Annotated in this window: 20 protein-coding genes; 4 read left to right on the top strand and 16 right to left on the bottom strand. The window is 74.2% G+C overall.

The features are described 5' to 3' along the window. Positions 1–64: 64 nt before the first annotated feature. From ACFVFS_RS30400 to ACFVFS_RS30410, 3 genes are all read right to left on the bottom strand, one after another. Positions 65–1,675, bottom strand: a complete 1,611-nt coding sequence (locus ACFVFS_RS30400; protein ID WP_380628033.1) for a cation acetate symporter — start codon at positions 1,673–1,675, stop codon at positions 65–67. Further along, positions 1,672–2,028: a DUF485 domain-containing protein gene (locus ACFVFS_RS30405; RefSeq protein WP_380628034.1), complete on the bottom strand. Its 357-nt coding sequence runs from the start codon at positions 2,026–2,028 to the stop codon at positions 1,672–1,674. The genes ACFVFS_RS30400 and ACFVFS_RS30405 overlap by 4 nt, the downstream gene beginning before the upstream one ends. Positions 2,029–2,277: 249 nt before the next feature. After that, positions 2,278–3,321, bottom strand: a complete 1,044-nt coding sequence (locus tag ACFVFS_RS30410; protein WP_380628035.1) for a zinc-dependent alcohol dehydrogenase family protein — start codon at positions 3,319–3,321, stop codon at positions 2,278–2,280. Positions 3,322–3,504: 183 nt separating this feature from the next. Here ACFVFS_RS30410 and ACFVFS_RS30415 point away from each other — a divergent pair, with 183 nt between their 5' ends. Then, positions 3,505–4,503 carry a DEDDh family exonuclease gene (locus ACFVFS_RS30415; protein ID WP_380628036.1) on the top strand — a complete coding sequence of 333 codons (999 nt, stop codon included), beginning with the start codon at positions 3,505–3,507 and terminating at the stop codon, positions 4,501–4,503. A 31-nt stretch (positions 4,504–4,534) separates the two neighbouring features. Continuing rightward, positions 4,535–5,335 (top strand): SURF1 family protein, encoded by an 801-nt coding sequence (locus ACFVFS_RS30420; protein ID WP_380628037.1) that lies wholly within the window; start codon positions 4,535–4,537, stop codon positions 5,333–5,335. 53 nt (positions 5,336–5,388) lie between these two features. Here the strand turns inward: ACFVFS_RS30420 and trxA are convergent, their stop codons facing one another. From trxA to ACFVFS_RS30435, 3 genes are all read right to left on the bottom strand, one after another. Further along, entirely contained in the window at positions 5,389–5,721 is a 333-nt protein-coding gene (trxA, locus tag ACFVFS_RS30425) for a thioredoxin (RefSeq protein WP_380628038.1), read from the bottom strand. A 3-nt stretch (positions 5,722–5,724) separates the two neighbouring features. Continuing rightward, on the bottom strand, positions 5,725–6,171 hold the full coding sequence (locus tag ACFVFS_RS30430) for a MerR family transcriptional regulator (RefSeq protein ID WP_380628039.1): 447 nt from the start codon (positions 6,169–6,171) through the stop codon (positions 5,725–5,727). A gap of 154 nt (positions 6,172–6,325) precedes the next feature. After that, the gene (locus tag ACFVFS_RS30435; protein ID WP_380628040.1) at positions 6,326–6,901 is read right to left on the bottom strand and encodes a hypothetical protein; all 576 of its coding nucleotides are present in this window, start codon (positions 6,899–6,901) and stop codon (positions 6,326–6,328) included. Positions 6,902–7,073: 172 nt separating this feature from the next. Between ACFVFS_RS30435 and ACFVFS_RS30440 the strand changes: the two genes are divergently transcribed. Continuing rightward, a complete protein-coding gene (locus ACFVFS_RS30440; RefSeq protein WP_380628041.1) occupies positions 7,074–7,847 on the top strand; it encodes an SDR family oxidoreductase in 774 nt (257 codons plus the stop codon). 51 nt (positions 7,848–7,898) lie between these two features. On the opposite strand, the gene ACFVFS_RS30445 is transcribed toward ACFVFS_RS30440, so the two are convergent. The 9 genes from ACFVFS_RS30445 to ACFVFS_RS30485 form a co-directional block, all read right to left on the bottom strand. Next, a complete protein-coding gene (locus ACFVFS_RS30445; protein WP_380628042.1) occupies positions 7,899–8,540 on the bottom strand; it encodes an alkaline shock response membrane anchor protein AmaP in 642 nt (213 codons plus the stop codon). Beyond that, on the bottom strand, positions 8,537–9,136 hold the full coding sequence (locus tag ACFVFS_RS30450; protein ID WP_380628043.1) for a DUF6286 domain-containing protein: 600 nt from the start codon (positions 9,134–9,136) through the stop codon (positions 8,537–8,539). The genes ACFVFS_RS30445 and ACFVFS_RS30450 overlap by 4 nt, the downstream gene beginning before the upstream one ends. Before the next feature lie 204 nt (positions 9,137–9,340). Beyond that, positions 9,341–9,700 carry a hypothetical protein gene (locus tag ACFVFS_RS30455; RefSeq protein WP_380628044.1) on the bottom strand — a complete coding sequence of 120 codons (360 nt, stop codon included), beginning with the start codon at positions 9,698–9,700 and terminating at the stop codon, positions 9,341–9,343. After that, the gene (locus ACFVFS_RS30460) at positions 9,700–9,891 is read right to left on the bottom strand and encodes a hypothetical protein (RefSeq protein WP_376088849.1); all 192 of its coding nucleotides are present in this window, start codon (positions 9,889–9,891) and stop codon (positions 9,700–9,702) included. The genes ACFVFS_RS30455 and ACFVFS_RS30460 overlap by 1 nt, the downstream gene beginning before the upstream one ends. Before the next feature lie 40 nt (positions 9,892–9,931). Further along, a complete protein-coding gene (locus tag ACFVFS_RS30465; RefSeq protein WP_380628045.1) occupies positions 9,932–10,453 on the bottom strand; it encodes an Asp23/Gls24 family envelope stress response protein in 522 nt (173 codons plus the stop codon). Between the two features lie 165 nt (positions 10,454–10,618). After that, positions 10,619–11,425, bottom strand: a complete 807-nt coding sequence (locus ACFVFS_RS30470; RefSeq protein WP_380628046.1) for an enoyl-CoA hydratase/isomerase family protein — start codon at positions 11,423–11,425, stop codon at positions 10,619–10,621. Positions 11,426–11,657: 232 nt separating this feature from the next. After that, positions 11,658–11,891: a helix-turn-helix domain-containing protein gene (locus ACFVFS_RS30475; RefSeq protein ID WP_350548483.1), complete on the bottom strand. Its 234-nt coding sequence runs from the start codon at positions 11,889–11,891 to the stop codon at positions 11,658–11,660. A gap of 388 nt (positions 11,892–12,279) precedes the next feature. Continuing rightward, on the bottom strand, positions 12,280–13,878 hold the full coding sequence (locus ACFVFS_RS30480; protein WP_380628047.1) for an ABC-F family ATP-binding cassette domain-containing protein: 1,599 nt from the start codon (positions 13,876–13,878) through the stop codon (positions 12,280–12,282). Positions 13,879–14,075: 197 nt separating this feature from the next. Beyond that, positions 14,076–14,999 carry a hypothetical protein gene (locus tag ACFVFS_RS30485; protein WP_380628048.1) on the bottom strand — a complete coding sequence of 308 codons (924 nt, stop codon included), beginning with the start codon at positions 14,997–14,999 and terminating at the stop codon, positions 14,076–14,078. 387 nt (positions 15,000–15,386) lie between these two features. Here ACFVFS_RS30485 and ACFVFS_RS30490 point away from each other — a divergent pair, with 387 nt between their 5' ends. After that, complete coding sequence (locus ACFVFS_RS30490) at positions 15,387–16,643, top strand: glycoside hydrolase family 26 protein (RefSeq protein ID WP_380628049.1); 1,257 nt, start codon at positions 15,387–15,389, stop codon at positions 16,641–16,643. 9 nt (positions 16,644–16,652) lie between these two features. Here ACFVFS_RS30490 and ACFVFS_RS30495 read toward each other — a convergent pair whose 3' ends face one another. Further along, positions 16,653–17,819: a GNAT family N-acetyltransferase gene (locus ACFVFS_RS30495; protein ID WP_380628050.1), complete on the bottom strand. Its 1,167-nt coding sequence runs from the start codon at positions 17,817–17,819 to the stop codon at positions 16,653–16,655. Positions 17,820–17,947 lie beyond the last annotated feature (128 nt).

A 17,947-nucleotide genomic window follows, 5' to 3' on the forward strand; every position in this document is an offset into this window, starting at 1 on the left:
CCCGGGGCGGCCGGCCCGGCCACCGTCACGGCGGGGCCGGGCCAGCTTAGTCATCGTCCGCCGGTCAGTGGGCGCCCAGCCCGGTGAGTGAGCGGACCTCCAGCTCAGCGTACTTCGCCGGGTCGGCCTCGCGACGGGAGAGCACGGTGCCGATCCAGCCGGCCAGGAAGCCGACCGGGATGGAGACCAGGCCGGGGTTCTCCAGCGGGAACCAGTGGAAGTCGGAGTGCGGGAAGAGCGAGTTCTTCCCGCCGGAGACGACCGGGGAGAAGACCACCAGCAGCACCGAGGACACCAGGCCGGCGTAGACGGAGCTGACCGCGCCGGCGGTGGTGAAGCGCTTCCAGAACAGCGAGTACAGCAGGGTGGGCAGGTTCGCCGAGGCGGCAACCGCGAAGGCCAGGGCGACCAGCGCGGCGGTGTTGAGCTTGTCGGCGAACAGGCTGAGCGCGATCGCCACCGCGCCGATCCCGGCGGCGGCCCACTTGGCGACGTGCACCTCCTCGCGCTCGGAGACCTTGCCGCGCCGGATGACGTTGGCGTAGAGGTCGTGGGCGAAGGAGGCCGAGGAGGCCAGGGTGAGACCGGCGACGACGGCGAGGATCGTCGCGAAGGCGACCGCGGAGATCACCGCGAGCAGCACCGCCCCGCCGGTGGTGCCGGCGCCGCCGCCGAGTTCCTCGGCGAGCTGCGGGGCGGCGGTGTTCCCGGCCTTGTTGGCCGCGCTGATCGCCTTGGGGCCGACCAGTGCGGCGGCGCCGAAGCCGAGCGCGAGGGTCATCAGGTAGAAGCCGCCGATGATCCCGATCGCCCAGAGCACCGACTTCCGGGCCGCCTTGGCGGTGGGCACGGTGTAGAAGCGGACCAGGATGTGCGGCAGGCCCGCGGTGCCGAGCACCAGGGCGAGGCCGAGACTGAGGAAGTCGAGCTTGCTGGTGCCGGTGGCGCCGTACTTCAGGCCCGGTTCGAGGAAGGCGTTGGCCTTGCCGCTGGCGTCGGCGGCGGCGCCGAGCAGGCTGGACAGGTTGAAGTGGTACTTGGCCAGGACCAGCACGGTCATCAGCGCGGTGCCGGCGATCAGCAGCACCGCCTTGACGATCTGCACCCAGGTGGTGCCCTTCATCCCCCCTATGGCGACGTAGAGGACCATCAGCGCGCCGACCGCGACGATGGTCCACCGCTTGGCGGCGTCGCCGCTGACCCCGAGGAGCAGGGCGACCAGGCTGCCGGCGCCGACCATCTGGGCCAGCAGGTAGAAGATCGACACCACGATGGTGGAGATGCCCGCGGCGGTGCGCACCGGGCGCTGGCGCATCCGGAAGGCCAGCACGTCGGCCATGGTGTAGCGGCCGGAGTTGCGCAGCGGTTCGGCCACCAGCAGCAGTGCGACCAGCCAGGCGACCAGGAAGCCGATGGAGTACAGGAAGCCGTCGTAGCCGAACAGCGCGATGGCCCCGGCGATGCCGAGGAAGGAGGCGGCGGACATGTAGTCGCCGGAGATCGCGAGGCCGTTCTGGAAGCCGGAGAAGGCGCGGCCGCCGGCGTAGAAGTCGGCGGCGTCCTTGGTCTGCCGGCCGGCCCAGACGGTGATGCCGAGGGTGGCGAGCACGAAGAGCCCGAACAGGGTCATCGTGAGACCGCGGTGGTCGGTGGCGGAGCTGGCGAGCAGGTTCATTCGGCGGCCTCCCGGGGGGCGTGGACGACCGCTCCGCGCGCCTCGCGGATGGCGGCCGCGCTCGGGTCGATCCTCCGGTCGGCGTAACGCGCGTACCAGCCGGCGATGGCGAAGGTGGTGACGAACTGCAGCAGCCCGAGCAGGAGGGCCACGTTGACGTGCCCGACGACCTTGGTGGCCATCAGGGCGGGGGCGTAGCCGGACAGCAGCACGTAGAGCAGGTACCAGAGCACGAAACCGATGGTGACCGGGAACGCGAAGTTCCGGAACGAGCTGCGGAGGGTTCTGAACTCCGCGCTCTCCTCGATGAGTTGGGTTTCGCTGGGGGTGGTGGTGATCGGCGGCGATTCCACTCTGACTCCTCACTCCTTCGGCGTAGCGGTCGCATCAGTGGAAACGATCGGACGTGAGCGAAGTCACAATCCCGATGCGCGCCGCGCCATGCTAGGAGGGTCCCGGTTCACCCGGAAGGGTTTGACCGTGATCTGCCAAACCTTCACTCTTCCGCCGTAACCAACTGCTCGAAAACCACCCATCCGGGCAAGCCGAAGGGGTGGCCCGGCACACCGGACCACCCCTGGCGGCACGTCAACAGCGGTACGTCAGAAAGCGATCCGCACCTTCAGGGCCGAACGGTCGTCCATCGCCCGGTAGCCGTCCGGGACGCCGTCGAGGTCCACCGTGCGGTCGAAGACCAGGCCCGGCTCGATGGCGCCGGACAGGACGTCCGGCAGCAGCTCGGGGATGTAGGCGCGGGCCGGTGCGACGCCGCCGCCCAGCGAGACGTTCCGGCCGAACATCTGACCGATGTCGACGCCCGCGCTGCCGCCGTGCGGCACGCCCACGTAGCCGACGGCGCCGCCATCCCGGGCGATGGACACGGCGGTGCGCATCGACTCCTCGGTGCCGACCGCCTCCAGCACGGCGTGCGCGCCCTGCCCGCCGGTCAGCTCCCGGACCGCCTCGACCGCCGCCTCGCCGCGCTCGGCGACCACGTCGGTCGCGCCGAACCGGCGGGCCAGGTCGGTGCGGGCGGCGTGCCGGCCCAGCGCGATGATCCGCCCGGCGCCCAGCCGGTGCGCGGCCAGCACCCCGCACAGGCCCACCGCGCCGTCGCCGACCACCGCCACCGTGGCGCCCGGCCGCACCCGCGCCGAGACCGCCGCGTGGTGCCCGGTCGCCATCACGTCGGACAGTGCCAGCAGCCCCGGCAGCAGCTTCTCGTCACCCAGCGCCTCCTTGGGCAGCTTCACCAGGGTGCCGTCCGCGTACGGGACGCGCACCGCCTCGCCCTGCCCGCCGTCCGAGCCGACCTGCCCCCAGAAGCCCCCGTGCGGGCAGGAGGTCTGCAGGTCCTCGCGACAGAAGTCACACGTCCCGTCCGACCAGACGAACGGCGCCACCACCAGGTCGCCCGGCCGGAAGCCGCGCACCTCGGCCCCGGCCTCCTCCACCACGCCGAGGAACTCGTGGCCGATCCGCTGCCCGGCCACCCGCGAGGCGACGCCGCGGTACGCCCACAGGTCGCTGCCGCAGATGCAGGCGTTCACCACCCGCACCACCGCATCGGTGGGTTGCTGCACGACCGGGTCCGGAACCTCCTCGATCCGGATGTCCTGGGGACCGTGGATGACCGTGGCGCGCATGAGGGTTCGTCCTTCGCAGAGGTGCCCGCCGGGGTGCCGCGGGCGACCGGGAAACAATCGACCAGGTGTACGACGACTGCACCGTCCACTCTATTCCGGCCGGTCCCGGCCAACCTTCCGGACGACCCCGGCCCTCGGCGAAGGGCCGTCCGACGTCACCGGCGGGCCTTATCCTGTTGGACCATGTACGCCATCCAGCCCGAGACCCCCGGCGCGGCGCCGCGGACCGCTCCCGTCCCGGCCCAGCGCTCCGCCTCCCCCGACGGCGGCTTCGCGGTGGTGGACGTCGAGACCACCGGCCTCGGCCGCACGGACCGGGTGATCTCGGCGGGCGTCTACCGGCTGGACGAGGACGGCGACGTCGTCGACCACTGGTACACCCTGGTCAACCCGGAGCGCGATCCCGGCCCGGTCTGGATCCACGGCCTCACCGACGACGTGCTGGCCGGCGCGCCCACCTTCCCGCAGATCGCCGACGAGTTCGCCGAGCGGCTGCGCGGCCGGGTGATGGTCGCCCACAACGCGCTCTTCGACTGGAACATGATCTCCCGCGAGTTCTCCCGGGCCGGCCTGCACGCCCCGGTCGAGCAGCGGCTGTGCACCATGGTGCTGGCCCGCGACCTGCGGCTGCCGCTGCCCAACGGCAAGCTGTCCTCGCTGGCCGCGTACTTCGGCGTCCACCAGCGCCAGGCGCACAACGCGCTGGACGACGCCCGGGTGCTCGCCGAGGCGTTCCGCCCCAGCCTGGCGCTGGCCCGCTCGGGGGGCGTCCCGCTGCCGCTGCAGTCCTGCCTGGCGGTCACCGACCTCGGCGACGACGCGCCCGCCGCCGCCTCCCGCGCCTCCTGGACCGGCGCCGCGTACCGGCAGGCCAAGAAGCGCCCGCCGTGCCCGTACCCGAACCCCGGGCGCTGGCAGGACGGCAAGCCGCTGGTCCAGGGCATGCGGGTGGCGTTCACCGGCGACACCGCCACCGACCGCGAGCTGCTGGAGGACCGCGCCGTCGAGGCCGGCCTGCACATCGCCACCTCGGTGAGCCGGCTCACCAGCCTGCTGGTCACCAACGAGCCGGACAGCTGGAGCGGCAAGGCCCGCAAGGCCCGCGAGGTCGGCACCCCGGTGGTCGGCGAGGACGCCTTCCTCCAACTGCTGCGCGAGGTCGCCCCGCACCCCGGTGCGTGAGCCGGTTGTGAACAGGGCGTACCGTGCCCATGTGTACCGTTTCCTGCTCTCCCGGCGCTGGCTGATCACCCTGCTGATCGCCCTGCTGCTGATCCCCGCGACCATCCGGCTGGGGTTCTGGCAGCTGCACCGCCACGAGGCGCGGGTGGACCGCAACGAGCTGATCGCCCAGGCCCTCACCGCCGGGCCCGTGCCGTTCGACACCCTGTCGACCGCCCCCGGGTTCGCCGTGCCCAAGGACCTCACCTGGCGCCCCGTGACGGCCACCGGACAGTACGACCCGGCGCACGAGTTCGTGGTCCGCAAGCGGACCGACTCCAGCGGCGACAAGATCGGCTACTTCGTGGTCACCCCGCTGGTGCTCGCCGACGGCGGGGGAACCGTCCTGGTCAACCGCGGCTGGGTGCCCTCCGCCTCCTCCGCCGCCGAATACCCGACCGTCCCGGCCGCACCGGCCGGCCAGGTCACCCTGACCGGCCGGCTGCGCGCCGACGAGGCCGCCTCCGGCAGCGTCAAGGACCGGGCGGGCCTGCCGGACCGGCAGTTCACCCTGATCAGCAGCACCCAGCAGGCCAAGGAGAGCGGGGCCGCCCTGCTCGGCGGCTACCTGGAGCTCACCGCCACCGAGCCGGCCGCCCCGGCCGACCAGCCCGAGCTGCTGCCCGAGCCCAACCACTCCGACATCGGCCCGCACATGGCGTACGCGATCCAGTGGTGGCTGTTCACCGCGATGATCCCGGTCGGGTTCGCGGTGATGGCGCGCCGGGAGGCCAAGGACCGCCGCAAGGAGGCCGCCGAGGCCGAGGGCCCGGCCGTCGCCGTCCCCGCCTGAGCCCGCCCCCGGCCGAGCCCGCCCCCGGCCGGGCGCCCGCGGCGCGGGAACCGTCAGAGCACGTCGTCCAGCTCGCGCAGCAGCCGGGCCTTGGCCCGGGCTCCGACCACCGACTTCACCGGCTCGCCGCCGCGGAACACCATCAGCGTCGGCATCGACAGCACCCCGTACGCCGCCTGGGTCTGCGGGTTGTGGTCGACGTCCAGGCTGACCACGGTCAGCCGGTGCGCCTCCTCCCGGGCGATCTCCGCCAGCACCGGCACCATCTGGCGGCACGGCGGGCACCAGTCCGCCGTGAAGTCCACCAGCACCGGCCCCTCGGCCGCCAGCACCTCGGCGGCGAAGGTCTCGTCCGTCACCGCCGCCACCCCTGTGATCTGCACCATGGCCTATCTCGTCTCCCAGTCGTCCCGGTCGGGGGCCGCCGGTGCGGCCCACTCGCACTGCGGCGGCTCCGCGGCGGCCCCCGCGGCGAGCGCGTCGCGCTCCCGCTCGGCCCGGGCGTACTGCTCGGACACCCGGGTACGGACCTCCTGGAGCCTGGCGATGCACTCGTCCAGCTCGGACAGCTTCTTCCGGTAGACCTCCAGCGAGGCCGGGCAGGAGTCGCCGTGCGGGTGGCCCGCCTGCAGGCACTCGACGAACGGCCTGGTGTCCTCCAGGCCGAACCCGAAGTCCTGCAGGGTGCGGATCTGCCGCAGCAGCCGCACGTCCTCCTCGCCGTACGCGCGGTAGCCGTTGCCGGCTCGCCGGGCGGGGAGCAGCCCGAGCTGCTCGTAGTACCGCAGTGCCCGGGTGGTCGTCCCCGCCCGCTTCGCCAGTTCACCGATCCGCATGTCCGGACCCTGCCCTTCCGGCCGCTGTTCGAACGCCGCCGGGAACGACGGTAGACCTTGACGCGGGCGTCAAGGCCAGCGCCGGAACCGGCCTCCGGGCGGGCCGCCGGTGCCGGGTGCCGTCAGCACCGGGTGCTGCCGGTGCCGGGTGCCGTCAGTGCTGGGTGTTGTAGAAGCCGATCAGCACCGCGCCCCACCACGCGGTCTGCGAGACCAGCGCGGACGCCGCGCCCCGGACCAGCAGCCGGGTCGGCGGCCGGCCTTCCCCGTACTCCGTGAGCCGGCGGTGCAGGGTACCGGCGTACACGCCGTTCAGGGCGATCACCAGGACCAGGAACAGTTTGAGCTGCGTCAGTCCGGCGTCCAGGTGCGGCTCCAGCAGCACGCCGGTGAGCGTCAGCCCGAGCAGCCCGCCCCAGACCGGCACGTGCAGCGGGGCGGTGAAGTCCACCACCTCGCGCAGCGGACGGCGGCCCAGCGCCCAGAGCAGTCCGTAGTAGTCGATCGCTAGCACCGCGCCGAACCCCACCACCAGCGCGGCCAGGTGGCCGAAGAGCGCCACGGTGTGCAGGGCCGGACCGGCGTGCAGGTGCCCGGCGGTCCAGGCACTGGCCGCCCAGAGCAGGCAGACGGCGGCCGCGGCTCCGGCGACGCGCAGTCTGCGGCGCGCGTCGTCCGGCGCGTCCGCGGCTCCCCCCGGGGCCGGGACGGTCGGGTGGTACTCGGGCATGACGGCTCCGGGGTCGAGGGGAGGGTGGCGCAAAAGCAAGGGTAGGTTTCCCTAACTTTCGTAGCACCGTCAACTTTCGGCCAGTCATCGTTATGATTCGGCCACGGAGCGTCCGGTCGCCACCACCGCGCCCCGTTACCCGCGGCCCGGGCCGACCCGGCAGGATGGCTCCATGGATCTTGGACTTCAGAACAAGGTGTACCTGGTCACCGGCGCGACCCGGGGCCTGGGCCTGGCCACCGCCCGCGAACTCGCCGCCGACGGCGCCCGGGTGCTGGTCAGCGGCCGGCGCCAGGAGAGCGTCGACGCGGCCGTCGCCGAGCTCGCCGCCCTCGGCGGCGGACCGCGGGCGGTGCACGGGCTGGCCGCCGACAACGCCGATCCGGCGACCGCCGAGCGGCTGGTCGCGGCGGCCGTCGAGCGCTTCGGCCGACTGGACGGCGTGCTGATCAGCGTCGGCGGCCCGCAGGCCGGCCCCGTCGCCACCGCCCCCGAGGAGGCCTGGCGGGACGCCTTCGACTCGGTCTTCCTCGGCGCCCTGCGGATCGCCCGCGCCGCCGCGGCGTCGCTCGGTGAGGGCGGCGTGATCGGCTTCGTGCTCTCCGGCTCCGTCCGCCAGCCCATCGCGGGCCTCGGCATCTCCAACGGCCTGCGCCCGGGCCTCGCGATGGCCGCCAAGTCGCTCGCCGACGAACTCGGCCCGCGCGGCATCCGGGTGGTCGGGCTGCTGCCGGCCCGGATCGACACCGACCGGGTGCGCGAACTCGACGCCCTCGGCGGCGACGCCGAGGCCGCCCGGGCCCGGCACAGCGCCGACATCCCGCTCGGCCGCTACGGCACCCCCGAGGAGTTCGGCAAGGTCGCCGCCTTCCTGCTCTCCCCCGCCGCCTCCTACCTCACCGGGGTCATGATCCCCGTCGACGGCGGCGCGCTGCGCGGGCTCTGAGCGCCACCGGGCGGCGTCGGGCGTCGGGGGTCGGAAATCAGACGTCAGACGTCAGACCACGCGCGGCTGCCTGCCGCGGCGGCGGCGCCGCCCGGTGACCTCCGGCCGGGCCGCGACCACCCGGATCCGCAGCTCGGCCGGCAGATCCGGCAGGCCCAGGCTGGTCCGCGCCCCGGCGCGCGGGCCCGTCTCGAAGTGCTCGGCGAGCGCCGCCGGGTCACCGCCCGGGGTCATCCGGACGGCCGCCCGCAACCCCGGGTGCCGCGCCCCGCGGACCAGTCGGACGCCGACCCGTTCGACCTCCGGCAGCGCGACCGCGCCGGTCTCCACCGCCTCCTCCAGCGCCCTGGTGCGCAGCCGCAGCCGCAGACCCGGCGCGCCCGGCGTCGGCAGCACGACGGTGGTCGGACCGCTGCGGCGCAACTGGGCCACCAGCCACCACGCGGTGCCCGCGACCGCCACGACCAGCCCGGCGATCACCACCGGCCACCACCAGGACTCACCCGCCCAGCGGGCGCGCGAGCGCGCGCTCAGCACCGGCTGGTCGGGCGAGGTGAGCGGCCACCAGGAGGGCGGGTCGACACCCAGGCGCCCGTAGAGGTCGAGCCCGCCGGCCAGCACCAGCACCCCGGCCGCCAGCAGCACCAGCCCGACCACCCCGAGCAGCAGCCGGTTGACCGTGCCCCGGCTCACTCGCCGCCTCCGCCCGCCGCGCCCTTGGTGTCCTGCCCGGCCGCCTGCCCGGCCGCCTGCTCGATGTCCTGCCCGGCGTCCTCGACCGGCTTCGCGCGGCGGCGGCGGCCCGCCGTCCGCACGTCCAGGCGCAGCGGCCGGGCCAGCGTGACCGCCGCGAGTTCCTCGCGCAGCCGACGCTGCACCGAGGCCGGGTCGGCCGGGCCGACGAGTGCGATCCGCACCCGGCGCCGGTTGACCCGCACCCGCAGGTGCTCGACACCCGGCAGCCCGGCGGCCCGGTCGGCCAGCAGGGCGGCCACTCCGGAGCGGTCGATGGCCGCCGCGGTGCTCCCGTGCGGGCGCAGCGGCAGCCAGCGGCCGAGTCCGGGCGCGAGCGCCAGCCAGAGCAGCCAGCCCCCGATCAGCACCCCCGCGCCGGCGCCGATCAGCACCGCCGGGTCGTCCAGGTGCCGGGTGGCCAACTCGTCCGCCAGGTCCGCCCGCCACTGCCGCGCCGAGTGCCCCGTCCGCACCGCGATCACGTCGTACAGCAGCGTCCCGGCCGCCACCAGCAGCACCGTCGCCACCACGGCCGCCGCCGCGGTACGCGGCACCCGAGGCCGCCGCACCTTCACCGGAGCGGCCTCCGCCCCCTGCTCCACCTCCACCCGCCCCCTCACCGGGCCCCCTCCACGACCAGCCACCCGGCCGTCGCGGCCACCGCCATACGCAACGCCCGCCCCCGCACACGTGCCCCCGTGAGCCGCCCGACCACGCCCGCGTTCACCGGGCGCCCGCCACGACCGGCGGCGGGGCGGTCATCGGGGAGTCTCCGGGACCAGGTGTTCGACGACCACGACGACCTCGGCCACCCGGGTGCCGGTCAGGGCGCGGGTGTCGCGGGAGACGCGGTCGCGGACGGTGCGGGCGAGGGCGGCGAGGTCGGCCGGGAAGGGGAGGTCGACGGAGACGCGGACGGTGACGGGGGCGCTCGGCGTGGCGGGGCCGGTGACCGAGACCTTCGGCGGGCCGCCCCGAGCCGCGCGCTCGCGCCAGGCGTCGGCGAGCGCCTCGCGGGCGGCGCGGGCGGCGATCCTGGCGTAGACGCGGTCGGCTATCCGCAGCCGGCCGCGGGCGCCGGGCTCCCGGTGGGCGGGTACCGGGACGAGGCCCGCCATCAGCGGCGCCGGTCGCGGTTGCGCAGTAGGTCGCCGAGCTCGCCGGGGTCGATGTCGCCCTCCAGCAGGCGGCCGACCACGAATCCGGCCGCCCCGAGCACGGCCACCAGCAGGAACGCCGCGAAGCCGCCGAAGTATCCGGCGAAGCCGAGCGCCATTCCCACCACCAGGCCGACGATGGCCAGGTTCATCCGTTCCACCTCGTCTTCCGCCACCAACCACGTCAGGGGGCTACTTCAGCTTGGGCCGCTGTCCGGAGGAGGGCGCCTCCTCTTCCTCCTCCTCGACGTCGGGCTCGTCGGGCAGGTGGACGTCGTTGACGGCGATGTTGACCTCGACGACTTCCAGCCCGGTCATCCGCTCGACCGCGTCGATGATGTTCTCCCGCACCTGGCGGGCGAGTTCGGGGATGACGACGCCGTACTCGACGACCAGCGCGATGTCGATGGCGGTCTGCTTCTCCCCCACCTCGGCCTTGATGCCGCGCCCGACACTGCTGCGCCCGCCGGGAACCCGGTCCCGCATCGCGCCGAAGGTCCGGGCCAGGCCGGAGCCGAGCGCGTGGATGCCGCTGACCTCGCGCGCGGCCATCCCGGCGATCTTCTCGACCACGCCGACGGCCAGCGCGGTGCGGCCGCGCTCGCCGATCGCGGCGTGGGCGGCCCCCGAGCTCGCCGGCGAGGCGGCGGCGGGCGCGTGGGTACCGTGCGGGGCGTTCTTGTGCAGGGTGGCGGGCGTCGGAGTATCAGGCATGGCTCATCTCCCGTCGTGCGGCTCCAGCTATATCGCAAATCGCTCCAACTCTGGCATTTCGCCACGAATCCCGCCCCCGGAGCAGTCGGAAGGCCCGAACGCCGGAAGGCCCGGCCCGGTGGGTGCGTCCCACGGGGCCGGGCCTTCCGGCGCGGTTGCGGCCGGTCAGTCGCCGATGCCGGCGAGGTCGCGCAGCCGGCGGGCCTGCGCCGCCCGTTCGGCCGAGCGCTGCTCGTCGTAGCCGCGGTCGGCCGCGCCCTGGAGCAGGGCCTTGGTCTCGATGACCGCGTTGCGCGGGGCGGCGAGCAGGGCGGCGGCGAGGTCGCGGGCGGCGGCGTCCAGTTCGGCGGCCGGGACGGCGAGGTTGGCCAGGCCGATCGCGGTGGCCTCCGCCGCGCCGACCCAGCGGCCGGTGGCGCAGATCTCCAGCGCCCGGGCGTAGCCGACGAGCTCGGTCAGCGGCTTGGTGCCGGCGAGGTCGGGAACGAGGCCCAGCGAGGTCTCCTTCATGGAGAACTGGACGTCCTCGGCGACCACCCGCAGGTCGCAGCCGAGGGCGAGCTGGAAGCCGGCGCCGACGGCGTGGCCCTGGACGGCCGCGACGGTGACCAGGTCGGGGCGGCGCCACCAGGTGAAGGCCTCCTGGTAGCCGGCGATGGTCTCGTCGAGCTCCTTGTCCCCGGCGGCGGCGAGCTGGAGGAAGCTCGGTTCGCCGGGGATTCCCTCGGGGCTGAACATCGCGCGGTCGAGGCCGGCGGAGAAGGAGACGCCCTCGGCGCGGAGCAGGACCACCCGGACGGTCCCGGGCAGCTCGCGGCCGACGGCGGTGAGGGCGCGCCACAGGGCGGGCGACTGGGCGTTGCGCCGCTTGGGCTGACAGAGGGTGACGACGGCGAGTTCACCGTCGATCTCCAGGCGGACGCCGTCCCGCTCCCGGTGCGGGCTCTGCGGATCGGTGGCGGGAGCGGTCATGCGGGGACCTCCGGTGGCGAGGGTGCTTGGCTACCGGAGAGTAACAAAACTGGCGGCGCGACGGCAGGGGGCGGTCGACGGGCGGCTCCCGACGACGGGCGGCCCGGCCGGCGCGCGGCCGTGGGATGACGATCGGCGGCCGGTTCGCCCCGGCCGGGGGCGGACGATCAACGGTCGTCTCCCCCGCCTGCGCCCTGCCGCCGAGTCATTCGTCCGATGAATTGACGAAGCGTCAGGAACCAGCTCCAGCAGGAGCTTTGTTCTTGCCCCGCGTGGCACCGCCGCGGCCCCGGAGAATCACCCCGGACTCGCTCAGCATGCGGTGCACGAAGCCGTACGAGCGACCGGTCTCCTCCGCGAGGGCGCGAATGCTCGCCCCGGAGTCGTACTTCCTCTTGAGATCGGCCGCGAGCTTCTCACGCGCGGCACCGGTCACCCGGCTGCCCTTTTTCAGAGTCTCGGCCACCCGTGCCTCCTCGTAGCGTTGCTCGGTCAGATTCCCATGATCACCCATCCACCGCGTCCTGGCCACCCATTCGACAAGGTCCATGTCCGCAACAGGCGGTCCTGCGGTGGTGATCCGAGCGCACAAGGGCGCTCACGCTGAGTGCACGCCCCCGGGGGCGTACCGCCGTTCGATGCGAAAGGGCTGATCAGCAGCGTGGTCCCGATCACGATCGAGTGGCGGTCCAACGGAAGCTCCTCAAACGGAATGCAGGACCCCTTCATTCCCGGACACGCCGAAAGGACTAGTTTTTCTGGCCCAAAAAGGGGAGGAAACGTCGACACCCGACCGGGTGCGAACACGAAGGCCCGGTCGTCCGTACGGACGACCGGGCCCCGGGCGAGCGTGATCAGGCCAGCGTGACCAGGTCGGCGTAGGCCGGGCTCCAGAGGTCCTCCACGCCGTCCGGCAGCAGGATGATCCGCTCCGGCTGGAGCGCGTCGACCGCGCCCTCGTCGTGGGTGACCAGCACGACCGCGCCGGAGAACTCGCGCAGCGCGCCGAGGATCTCCTCCCGGCTGGCCGGGTCCAGGTTGTTGGTCGGCTCGTCCAGCAGCAGCACGTTGGCGCTGGAGACCACCAGGGTGGCCAGCGCGAGCCGGGTCTTCTCGCCGCCGGAGAGCACGCCGGCCGGCTTGTCCACGTCGTCCCCGGAGAACAGGAAGGAACCGAGGATCTTGCGGACCGCGACCAGGTCCATGTCCGGCGCCGCCGAGCGCATGTTCTCCAGGACGGTGCGCTCCGCGTCCAGCGTCTCGTGCTCCTGGGCGTAGTAGCCGATCTTCAGGCCGTGGCCCGGCACGACCTCACCGGTGTCCGGCTGCTCGACCCCGGCCAGCATCCGCAGCAGGGTGGTCTTGCCGGCGCCGTTGAGGCCCAGGATGACGACCCGCGAACCCCGGTCGATGGCCAGGCCGACGTCGGTGAAGATCTCCAGCGAGCCGTAGGACTTGGAGAGCCCGCTGGCCGTCAGCGGGGTCTTGCCGCACGGGGCCGGGTCCGGGAACCGCAGCTTGGCGACCCTGTCGTTGGCGCGGACCGTCTCCAGCCCGGACAGCAGCTTCTCGGCGCGGCGGGCCATGTTCTGCGCGGCCACCGTCTTGGTCGCCTTGGCGCGCATCTTGTCCGCCTGCGCGTTCAGCGTGGCGGCCTTCTTCTCGGCGTTGGCCCGCTCGCGCTTGCGGCGCTTCTCGTCGTCCTCGCGCTGCTGCTGGTACTGCTTCCAGCCCATGTTGTAGACGTCGATCGCGGAGCGGTTGGCGTCCAGGTAGAAGACCTTGTTGACGACCGTCTCGACCAGGTCGACGTCGTGCGAGATGACGATGAAGCCGCCCTTGTAGGTCTTCAGGAAGTCCCGCAGCCAGGCGATCGAGTCGGCGTCGAGGTGGTTGGTCGGCTCGTCGAGCAGCAGCACGTCGGAGTCGGAGAACAGGATCCGGGCCAGCTCGACGCGGCGGCGCTGACCACCGGACAGGGTGTGCAGCTGCTGGTCGAGGATGCGGTCCGGCAGACCCAGCGCGGCGGCGATGGTGGCGGCCTCGGCCTCGGCGGCGTACCCGCCCTTGGTGAGGAACTCGGTCTCCAGGCGCGCGTACTTCTTCATCGCGTTGTCGCGGGTGGCGCCCTTGCCGTTCGCCATCCGCTCCTCGTTCTCGCGCATCTTGCGCAGCACGCTGTCCAGCCCGCGGGCGGAGAGGATGCGGTCCTTGGCGAGGACGTCGAGGTCGCCGGTGCGCGGGTCCTGCGGCAGGTAGCCGACCTCACCGGAGCGGGTCACCGTGCCCGCCGCCGGGATGCCCTCGCCGGCCAGCACCTTGGTGAGCGTGGTCTTGCCCGCGCCGTTGCGCCCGACCAGACCGATCCGGTCGCCGGGGGCGACCTTGAAGCTCGCGGACTCGATCAGGATCCGGGCACCGGCACGCAGTTCGAGACCGTTGGCGGAAATCATGGCTGGGGACTACTCCTGGGACGTGGGCGGGCGACCGGACGGGGTTCGGGCCGGGAGGCGGGAAAGGGCGTCGTCGACGGGGACCGGCGGACCGCACGGGGCGGCGCCGCTCGCCTGTCAGTGCCCGGAGAGAACAGCCATGACGGCAAGTCTACCGGGCCGCGCGGGCGACCCCGGAGAATCACCCGCCCGGAGCACTACGGCTGCCGCGCGCCGTCCTCGCCGCAACCGCCGGCCGGGCGGACCGCGGCGAACGGCTCGGCCGGGCTGCCGCAGGCCGCCTCGGGCGCCGCCGCCCAGGTGTCGAAGACCCGCGGGGCGACGATCGGCCCGTCCGAGATCAGCACCCGGCGCCCGTCCAGCGCCTTCATCACGACACCGGGCCCGGCGTTCAGCTGCCACCCGCTGCTGTCCATCCGGTAGCCGGAGATCCCGCCGGAGACCGGCTGCCCGCTGCTGTTGGCGCAGCTGCGCGGCACCAGCACCGCGTGGTCGGTGGCCACCGTGCGCACCGGGTCGTAGACGCAGCTGCCCGGCGGCTTGGAGTTGTAGCGCAGGTCGCCGTCGGCGTCGCGGAACCCCATCGTCAGCTCGGGTGTGACCACCGCCACCCAGGGCGCGGACTGTCCGACGGTGCGCAGCGAGGCCGCGGCCCGCTCGGTGGCCAGCTGCTTGCGCTGCTCCTCGGTGCGCTTGTCGGCACCCGGCTCGCCCGCGCCGCGCAGCCAGTCGGCCAGGCCGGGCACCGCGCGGTGCCAGCGCACCTGCTGGTCGCCGGGCCGCACCGAGGTGACCAGGCCGTCGTCCCACACCACCACGGCGTTCTCCCCCGCCATCGCCAGGTAGAGCGCCGTGGCGCCCTCCCGCTGGTAGGACCAGGCGTGCTCGCCGGTGGCCCGGTGGTACGCCTCCAGGCCCGGCCCCACCCGCAGGTCCAGGGCGGCGGCGTCCAGTGAGGCGGTGGGATCCGCGCTCGCGTCCGCGGTGCCCTTCGCGGCCACCCGGTCGCCGAACGGGACCGGCTTGTTGGCGTGCGCGGCGGCGCCCGCCACAAGGACCAGCAGCACCGCCAGGGCAGGGAGGATCGATCGGGGGCTGAGGGCGCGCGACTTCCAGGACACGGGCGGAGCGTACCTTTCGGCACCCGCGCGAGTCAGCCGGACTTTCCCGTACGGCTGAACGGCCGAACCCCGCCGGCCGGTTCCCGGAGCCCCGCGCGGGCCCGCCCGGCGACCTGCGCCGTCGGGCACCGGAACGGCCTCGCGGGCTCCGGGACGGGGCTCGGCGGTAGGGCGCCCGGGGCCTTGAGGACCGTTACCGAGGTGATACACGGCACACGCGGACGGCGTTCGAATATCGCCCACTTTCGGGTGACATTCGGCTTTCCTCGCCCGGTCGGCCCTACTGTCGGCAAGGGTGTCGCCACGCTGCGTGGCCCTCCCCGCTCCGCCCAGCCCTGCTCCGCCCTGCCCGTGGCACCGTCCGGGGGCGCCGTCCGAGGAGACCCCATGCGATTCGGCCGTCTGGCGCTGGCCGCCGCCACCCTGCTGCTGCTCACCACCGCCAGCGTGCCCGCCGGGACACCGCTGGGCCAGACCGAACGGCACTCGCTGTCCTCCGACGCCATCGCGCCGCGCGGCCCCGCCCCCCACCCGCCGGTCCAGCGCCCGGCGCACGAGCCGCCGTTCGGCGCCTTCGTCGGCTCCTGGGACAACTACATCCCGCAGATCGGCCGGTACGCCCAGTGGCTGGGCAACGCCAACCTCCAGGTCGGCCACACGTATCTGGCGGGCAACGGCTGGGCGGACATCGAGGGCGAGCCGATGGTGCTCGCCATGTGGTCGCAGTGGCGGCTGGCCGACCCGGCCCGGATGCTCGTGCTCGGCGTGCCGATGCTGGTGCCGAGCGAGGCGAACGTGCCGGACGGCGAGGTGGCCCGGCTGCTCGGCCAGGGCGCCCGCGGCGACTTCGACCGGCACTTCCTCCGGCTGGCCCGCCGGCTGGTCGCGCTCGGCGGCGCGGACACCGTGCTCACCCTCGGCTGGGAGATGAACGGCGTCACCTACACCCACCGCTGCAAGCCCGACCCGGCCGCCTGGAAGACCTACTGGCGGCGGATCGTCACGGTGATGCGCTCGGTGCCAGGGCAGCGGTTCCGCTTCGACTTCGCGCCCAACCGGGGCCTCGACGCGATCCCGTGGACCAAGTGCTACCCGGGCGACGACGTGGTCGACATCATCGGCATGGACAACTACGACCAGCCGGCCGGCGGCACCTTCGACGACTACGTGCGCGAGCCGTACGGGCTGCAGGACCAGGTCGAGTTCGCGGCCAAGCGCGGCAAGCAGGTCTCGTACCCGGAGTGGGGGCTGTTCCGCAACGGCGACAACCCGGAGTTCGTGCAGCGGATGGTGGAGTGGATCCGCACCCACGACACCGCGTACCAGACCGTCACCGACTACTGTCCGCACGGCTTCTGGCAGTGCGACCGCAACCCGCGCTCCAGCAGCCGGTTCCGGCAGCTGATGACCGGCTCCCCGGGGGCCCCGGAGCCGGCCGTGCCGACGCCGCCCGCCGGGTCGGCACCGCCGGCCGCTCCGGCGCCGTCGGCCGCTCCGAGCGCCGCTCCGAGCGCCGTGCCGACGGCGCCGCCGGTACCCGGCCTCCCGGGCGGGCCGGCGGTCCCCGCACCGCCGGCCCCGCCCACGGCCCCGACCGCCCCCGTCCCGCCGACCGCTCCGGCGCCGCCCGCCGGACCGCGGTAGGCGGGCGGGTCAGCTGCGGCGGCGGGCGGCGAGCGCCTCCTTGAGCCTCGGCGCGCGGGTGTCGAGCAGGCGCACCGCCGCCCCCCGGGCGCGCACCGCACCGCTCCGGGCGGCCGCCGCCGGGGCCGCCCCGCGCGGGCCGAACAGCAGCCGCTGGTTGGGCAGCCGGTCCGGGCGCCAGCGCTGCTTGTACGGCTCCTGGCCGCGCAGCAGGCTTATCACCGGGATCCCGGCGCCCAGCGTCTCGTCCAGCGCGGCGCCGAACAGCAGGCCCGCGATGTCCAGCCGCTCCCGCAGCGCCGGGTGCGCGCCGTACAGGTAGAGGCCGCTGAAGGAGGGGCAGAGCAGCACCAGGTCGACCGCCACCAGCTCGCCGTCCAGCCAGAACTGGTGGACGGCCGCGCGGCCGGTGGCGACCAGCCCCGTGGTGGACTCGGCGAGGTGCCGGGCGAACCGCTCGCTGCGGTGCTCGGGGGTGACGCCGCGGTCCTGCCACTGCAGGAAGTGCAGCCGCAGCAGCCCGTCCAGCGCCTGCGGCACCTCCTCGGGGCGGGTCGCCCGCACCTCCACGCCCGACTCGGCGATCTTGCGCAGCTTGACCCGGCTGCGCTGGGCGGTCTTGCCGGGCACCCGCTTGAGCAGCTCGTCCATCGGGGCGGCCGGCAGGTACTGGCAGAGCGAGTCGGTGAACCGGCGGCGCCGGCCGCGCCACTGCTCGAAGACCCGCTGGACGGCGGCCTCCGGGCGGACCTCGCGCAGCTCCAGGCTGTGCCAGGGGCGGGTGAGCGGGAGGGCGCCGGCGAACTCGGCGGCGGCGCGGTCGGCGCAGTCGTCGTCGAGCAGGACGTCGGTGAAGTCGATCAGTCCGGCGCCGAGGCCGGTCAGGCCGCCGAGCGGGCCGCGGCGCCGGCGGAACGCGCCCGCGCCGACCAGTCGGCCCTCGCGGCGCACGAGCACCACCAGCAGGGCGCCGGGGGTGCCGTACTGGCGCCACCAGGAGCGCTGCCAGACGGCGGACTGGAAGAAGGTGGCCGTCCGGCAGCGGGCGACCAGGTCGTCCCACTCCTCGGCCAGGGTGTCGAGGGCGTCGTCCTCCCGGCGCAGCTCGGTGGTCCAGCGGGGGGCGCGGGCCTGGGCGGGGAGGCCGGCCGTGGGGGTGACGGCCTCGGTGCTCATCGTCCGCTCCCGGCGGCCGCCCCGGCCCCGACGGGCTCGCACTCGGCGGGCTCCGGGGCGAGCGGCTCCGGCGCGAGCGGCTCCGGCGCGAGCGGCTCCGGGGCGAGGGGCTCGGGCGCGAGTGGCAC

This window comes from Kitasatospora sp. NPDC057692 (assembly GCF_042799475.1).
Lineage (GTDB): Bacteria > Actinomycetota > Actinomycetes > Streptomycetales > Streptomycetaceae > Kitasatospora.

What these genes read in the sequence shown, in the direction of transcription:
- ACFVFS_RS30400 (WP_380628033.1), bottom strand. Translation starts at nt 1,675, where the DNA reads ATGAACCTGCTCGCCAGCTCCGCCACCGACCACCGCGGTCTCACGATG.
- ACFVFS_RS30410 (WP_380628035.1), bottom strand. Translation starts at nt 3,321, where the DNA reads ATGCGCGCCACGGTCATCCACGGTCCCCAGGACATCCGGATCGAGGAG.
- ACFVFS_RS30415 (WP_380628036.1), top strand. Translation starts at nt 3,505, where the DNA reads ATGTACGCCATCCAGCCCGAGACCCCCGGCGCGGCGCCGCGGACCGCT.
- trxA (WP_380628038.1), bottom strand. Translation starts at nt 5,721, where the DNA reads ATGGTGCAGATCACAGGGGTGGCGGCGGTGACGGACGAGACCTTCGCC.
- ACFVFS_RS30430 (WP_380628039.1), bottom strand. Translation starts at nt 6,171, where the DNA reads ATGCGGATCGGTGAACTGGCGAAGCGGGCGGGGACGACCACCCGGGCA.
- ACFVFS_RS30435 (WP_380628040.1), bottom strand. Translation starts at nt 6,901, where the DNA reads ATGCCCGAGTACCACCCGACCGTCCCGGCCCCGGGGGGAGCCGCGGAC.
- ACFVFS_RS30440 (WP_380628041.1), top strand. Translation starts at nt 7,074, where the DNA reads ATGGATCTTGGACTTCAGAACAAGGTGTACCTGGTCACCGGCGCGACC.
- ACFVFS_RS30455 (WP_380628044.1), bottom strand. Translation starts at nt 9,700, where the DNA reads ATGGCGGGCCTCGTCCCGGTACCCGCCCACCGGGAGCCCGGCGCCCGC.
- ACFVFS_RS30460 (WP_376088849.1), bottom strand. Translation starts at nt 9,891, where the DNA reads ATGAACCTGGCCATCGTCGGCCTGGTGGTGGGAATGGCGCTCGGCTTC.
- ACFVFS_RS30465 (WP_380628045.1), bottom strand. Translation starts at nt 10,453, where the DNA reads ATGCCTGATACTCCGACGCCCGCCACCCTGCACAAGAACGCCCCGCAC.
- ACFVFS_RS30470 (WP_380628046.1), bottom strand. Translation starts at nt 11,425, where the DNA reads ATGACCGCTCCCGCCACCGATCCGCAGAGCCCGCACCGGGAGCGGGAC.
- ACFVFS_RS30480 (WP_380628047.1), bottom strand. Translation starts at nt 13,878, where the DNA reads ATGATTTCCGCCAACGGTCTCGAACTGCGTGCCGGTGCCCGGATCCTG.
- ACFVFS_RS30490 (WP_380628049.1), top strand. Translation starts at nt 15,387, where the DNA reads ATGCGATTCGGCCGTCTGGCGCTGGCCGCCGCCACCCTGCTGCTGCTC.
- ACFVFS_RS30495 (WP_380628050.1), bottom strand. Translation starts at nt 17,819, where the DNA reads ATGAGCACCGAGGCCGTCACCCCCACGGCCGGCCTCCCCGCCCAGGCC.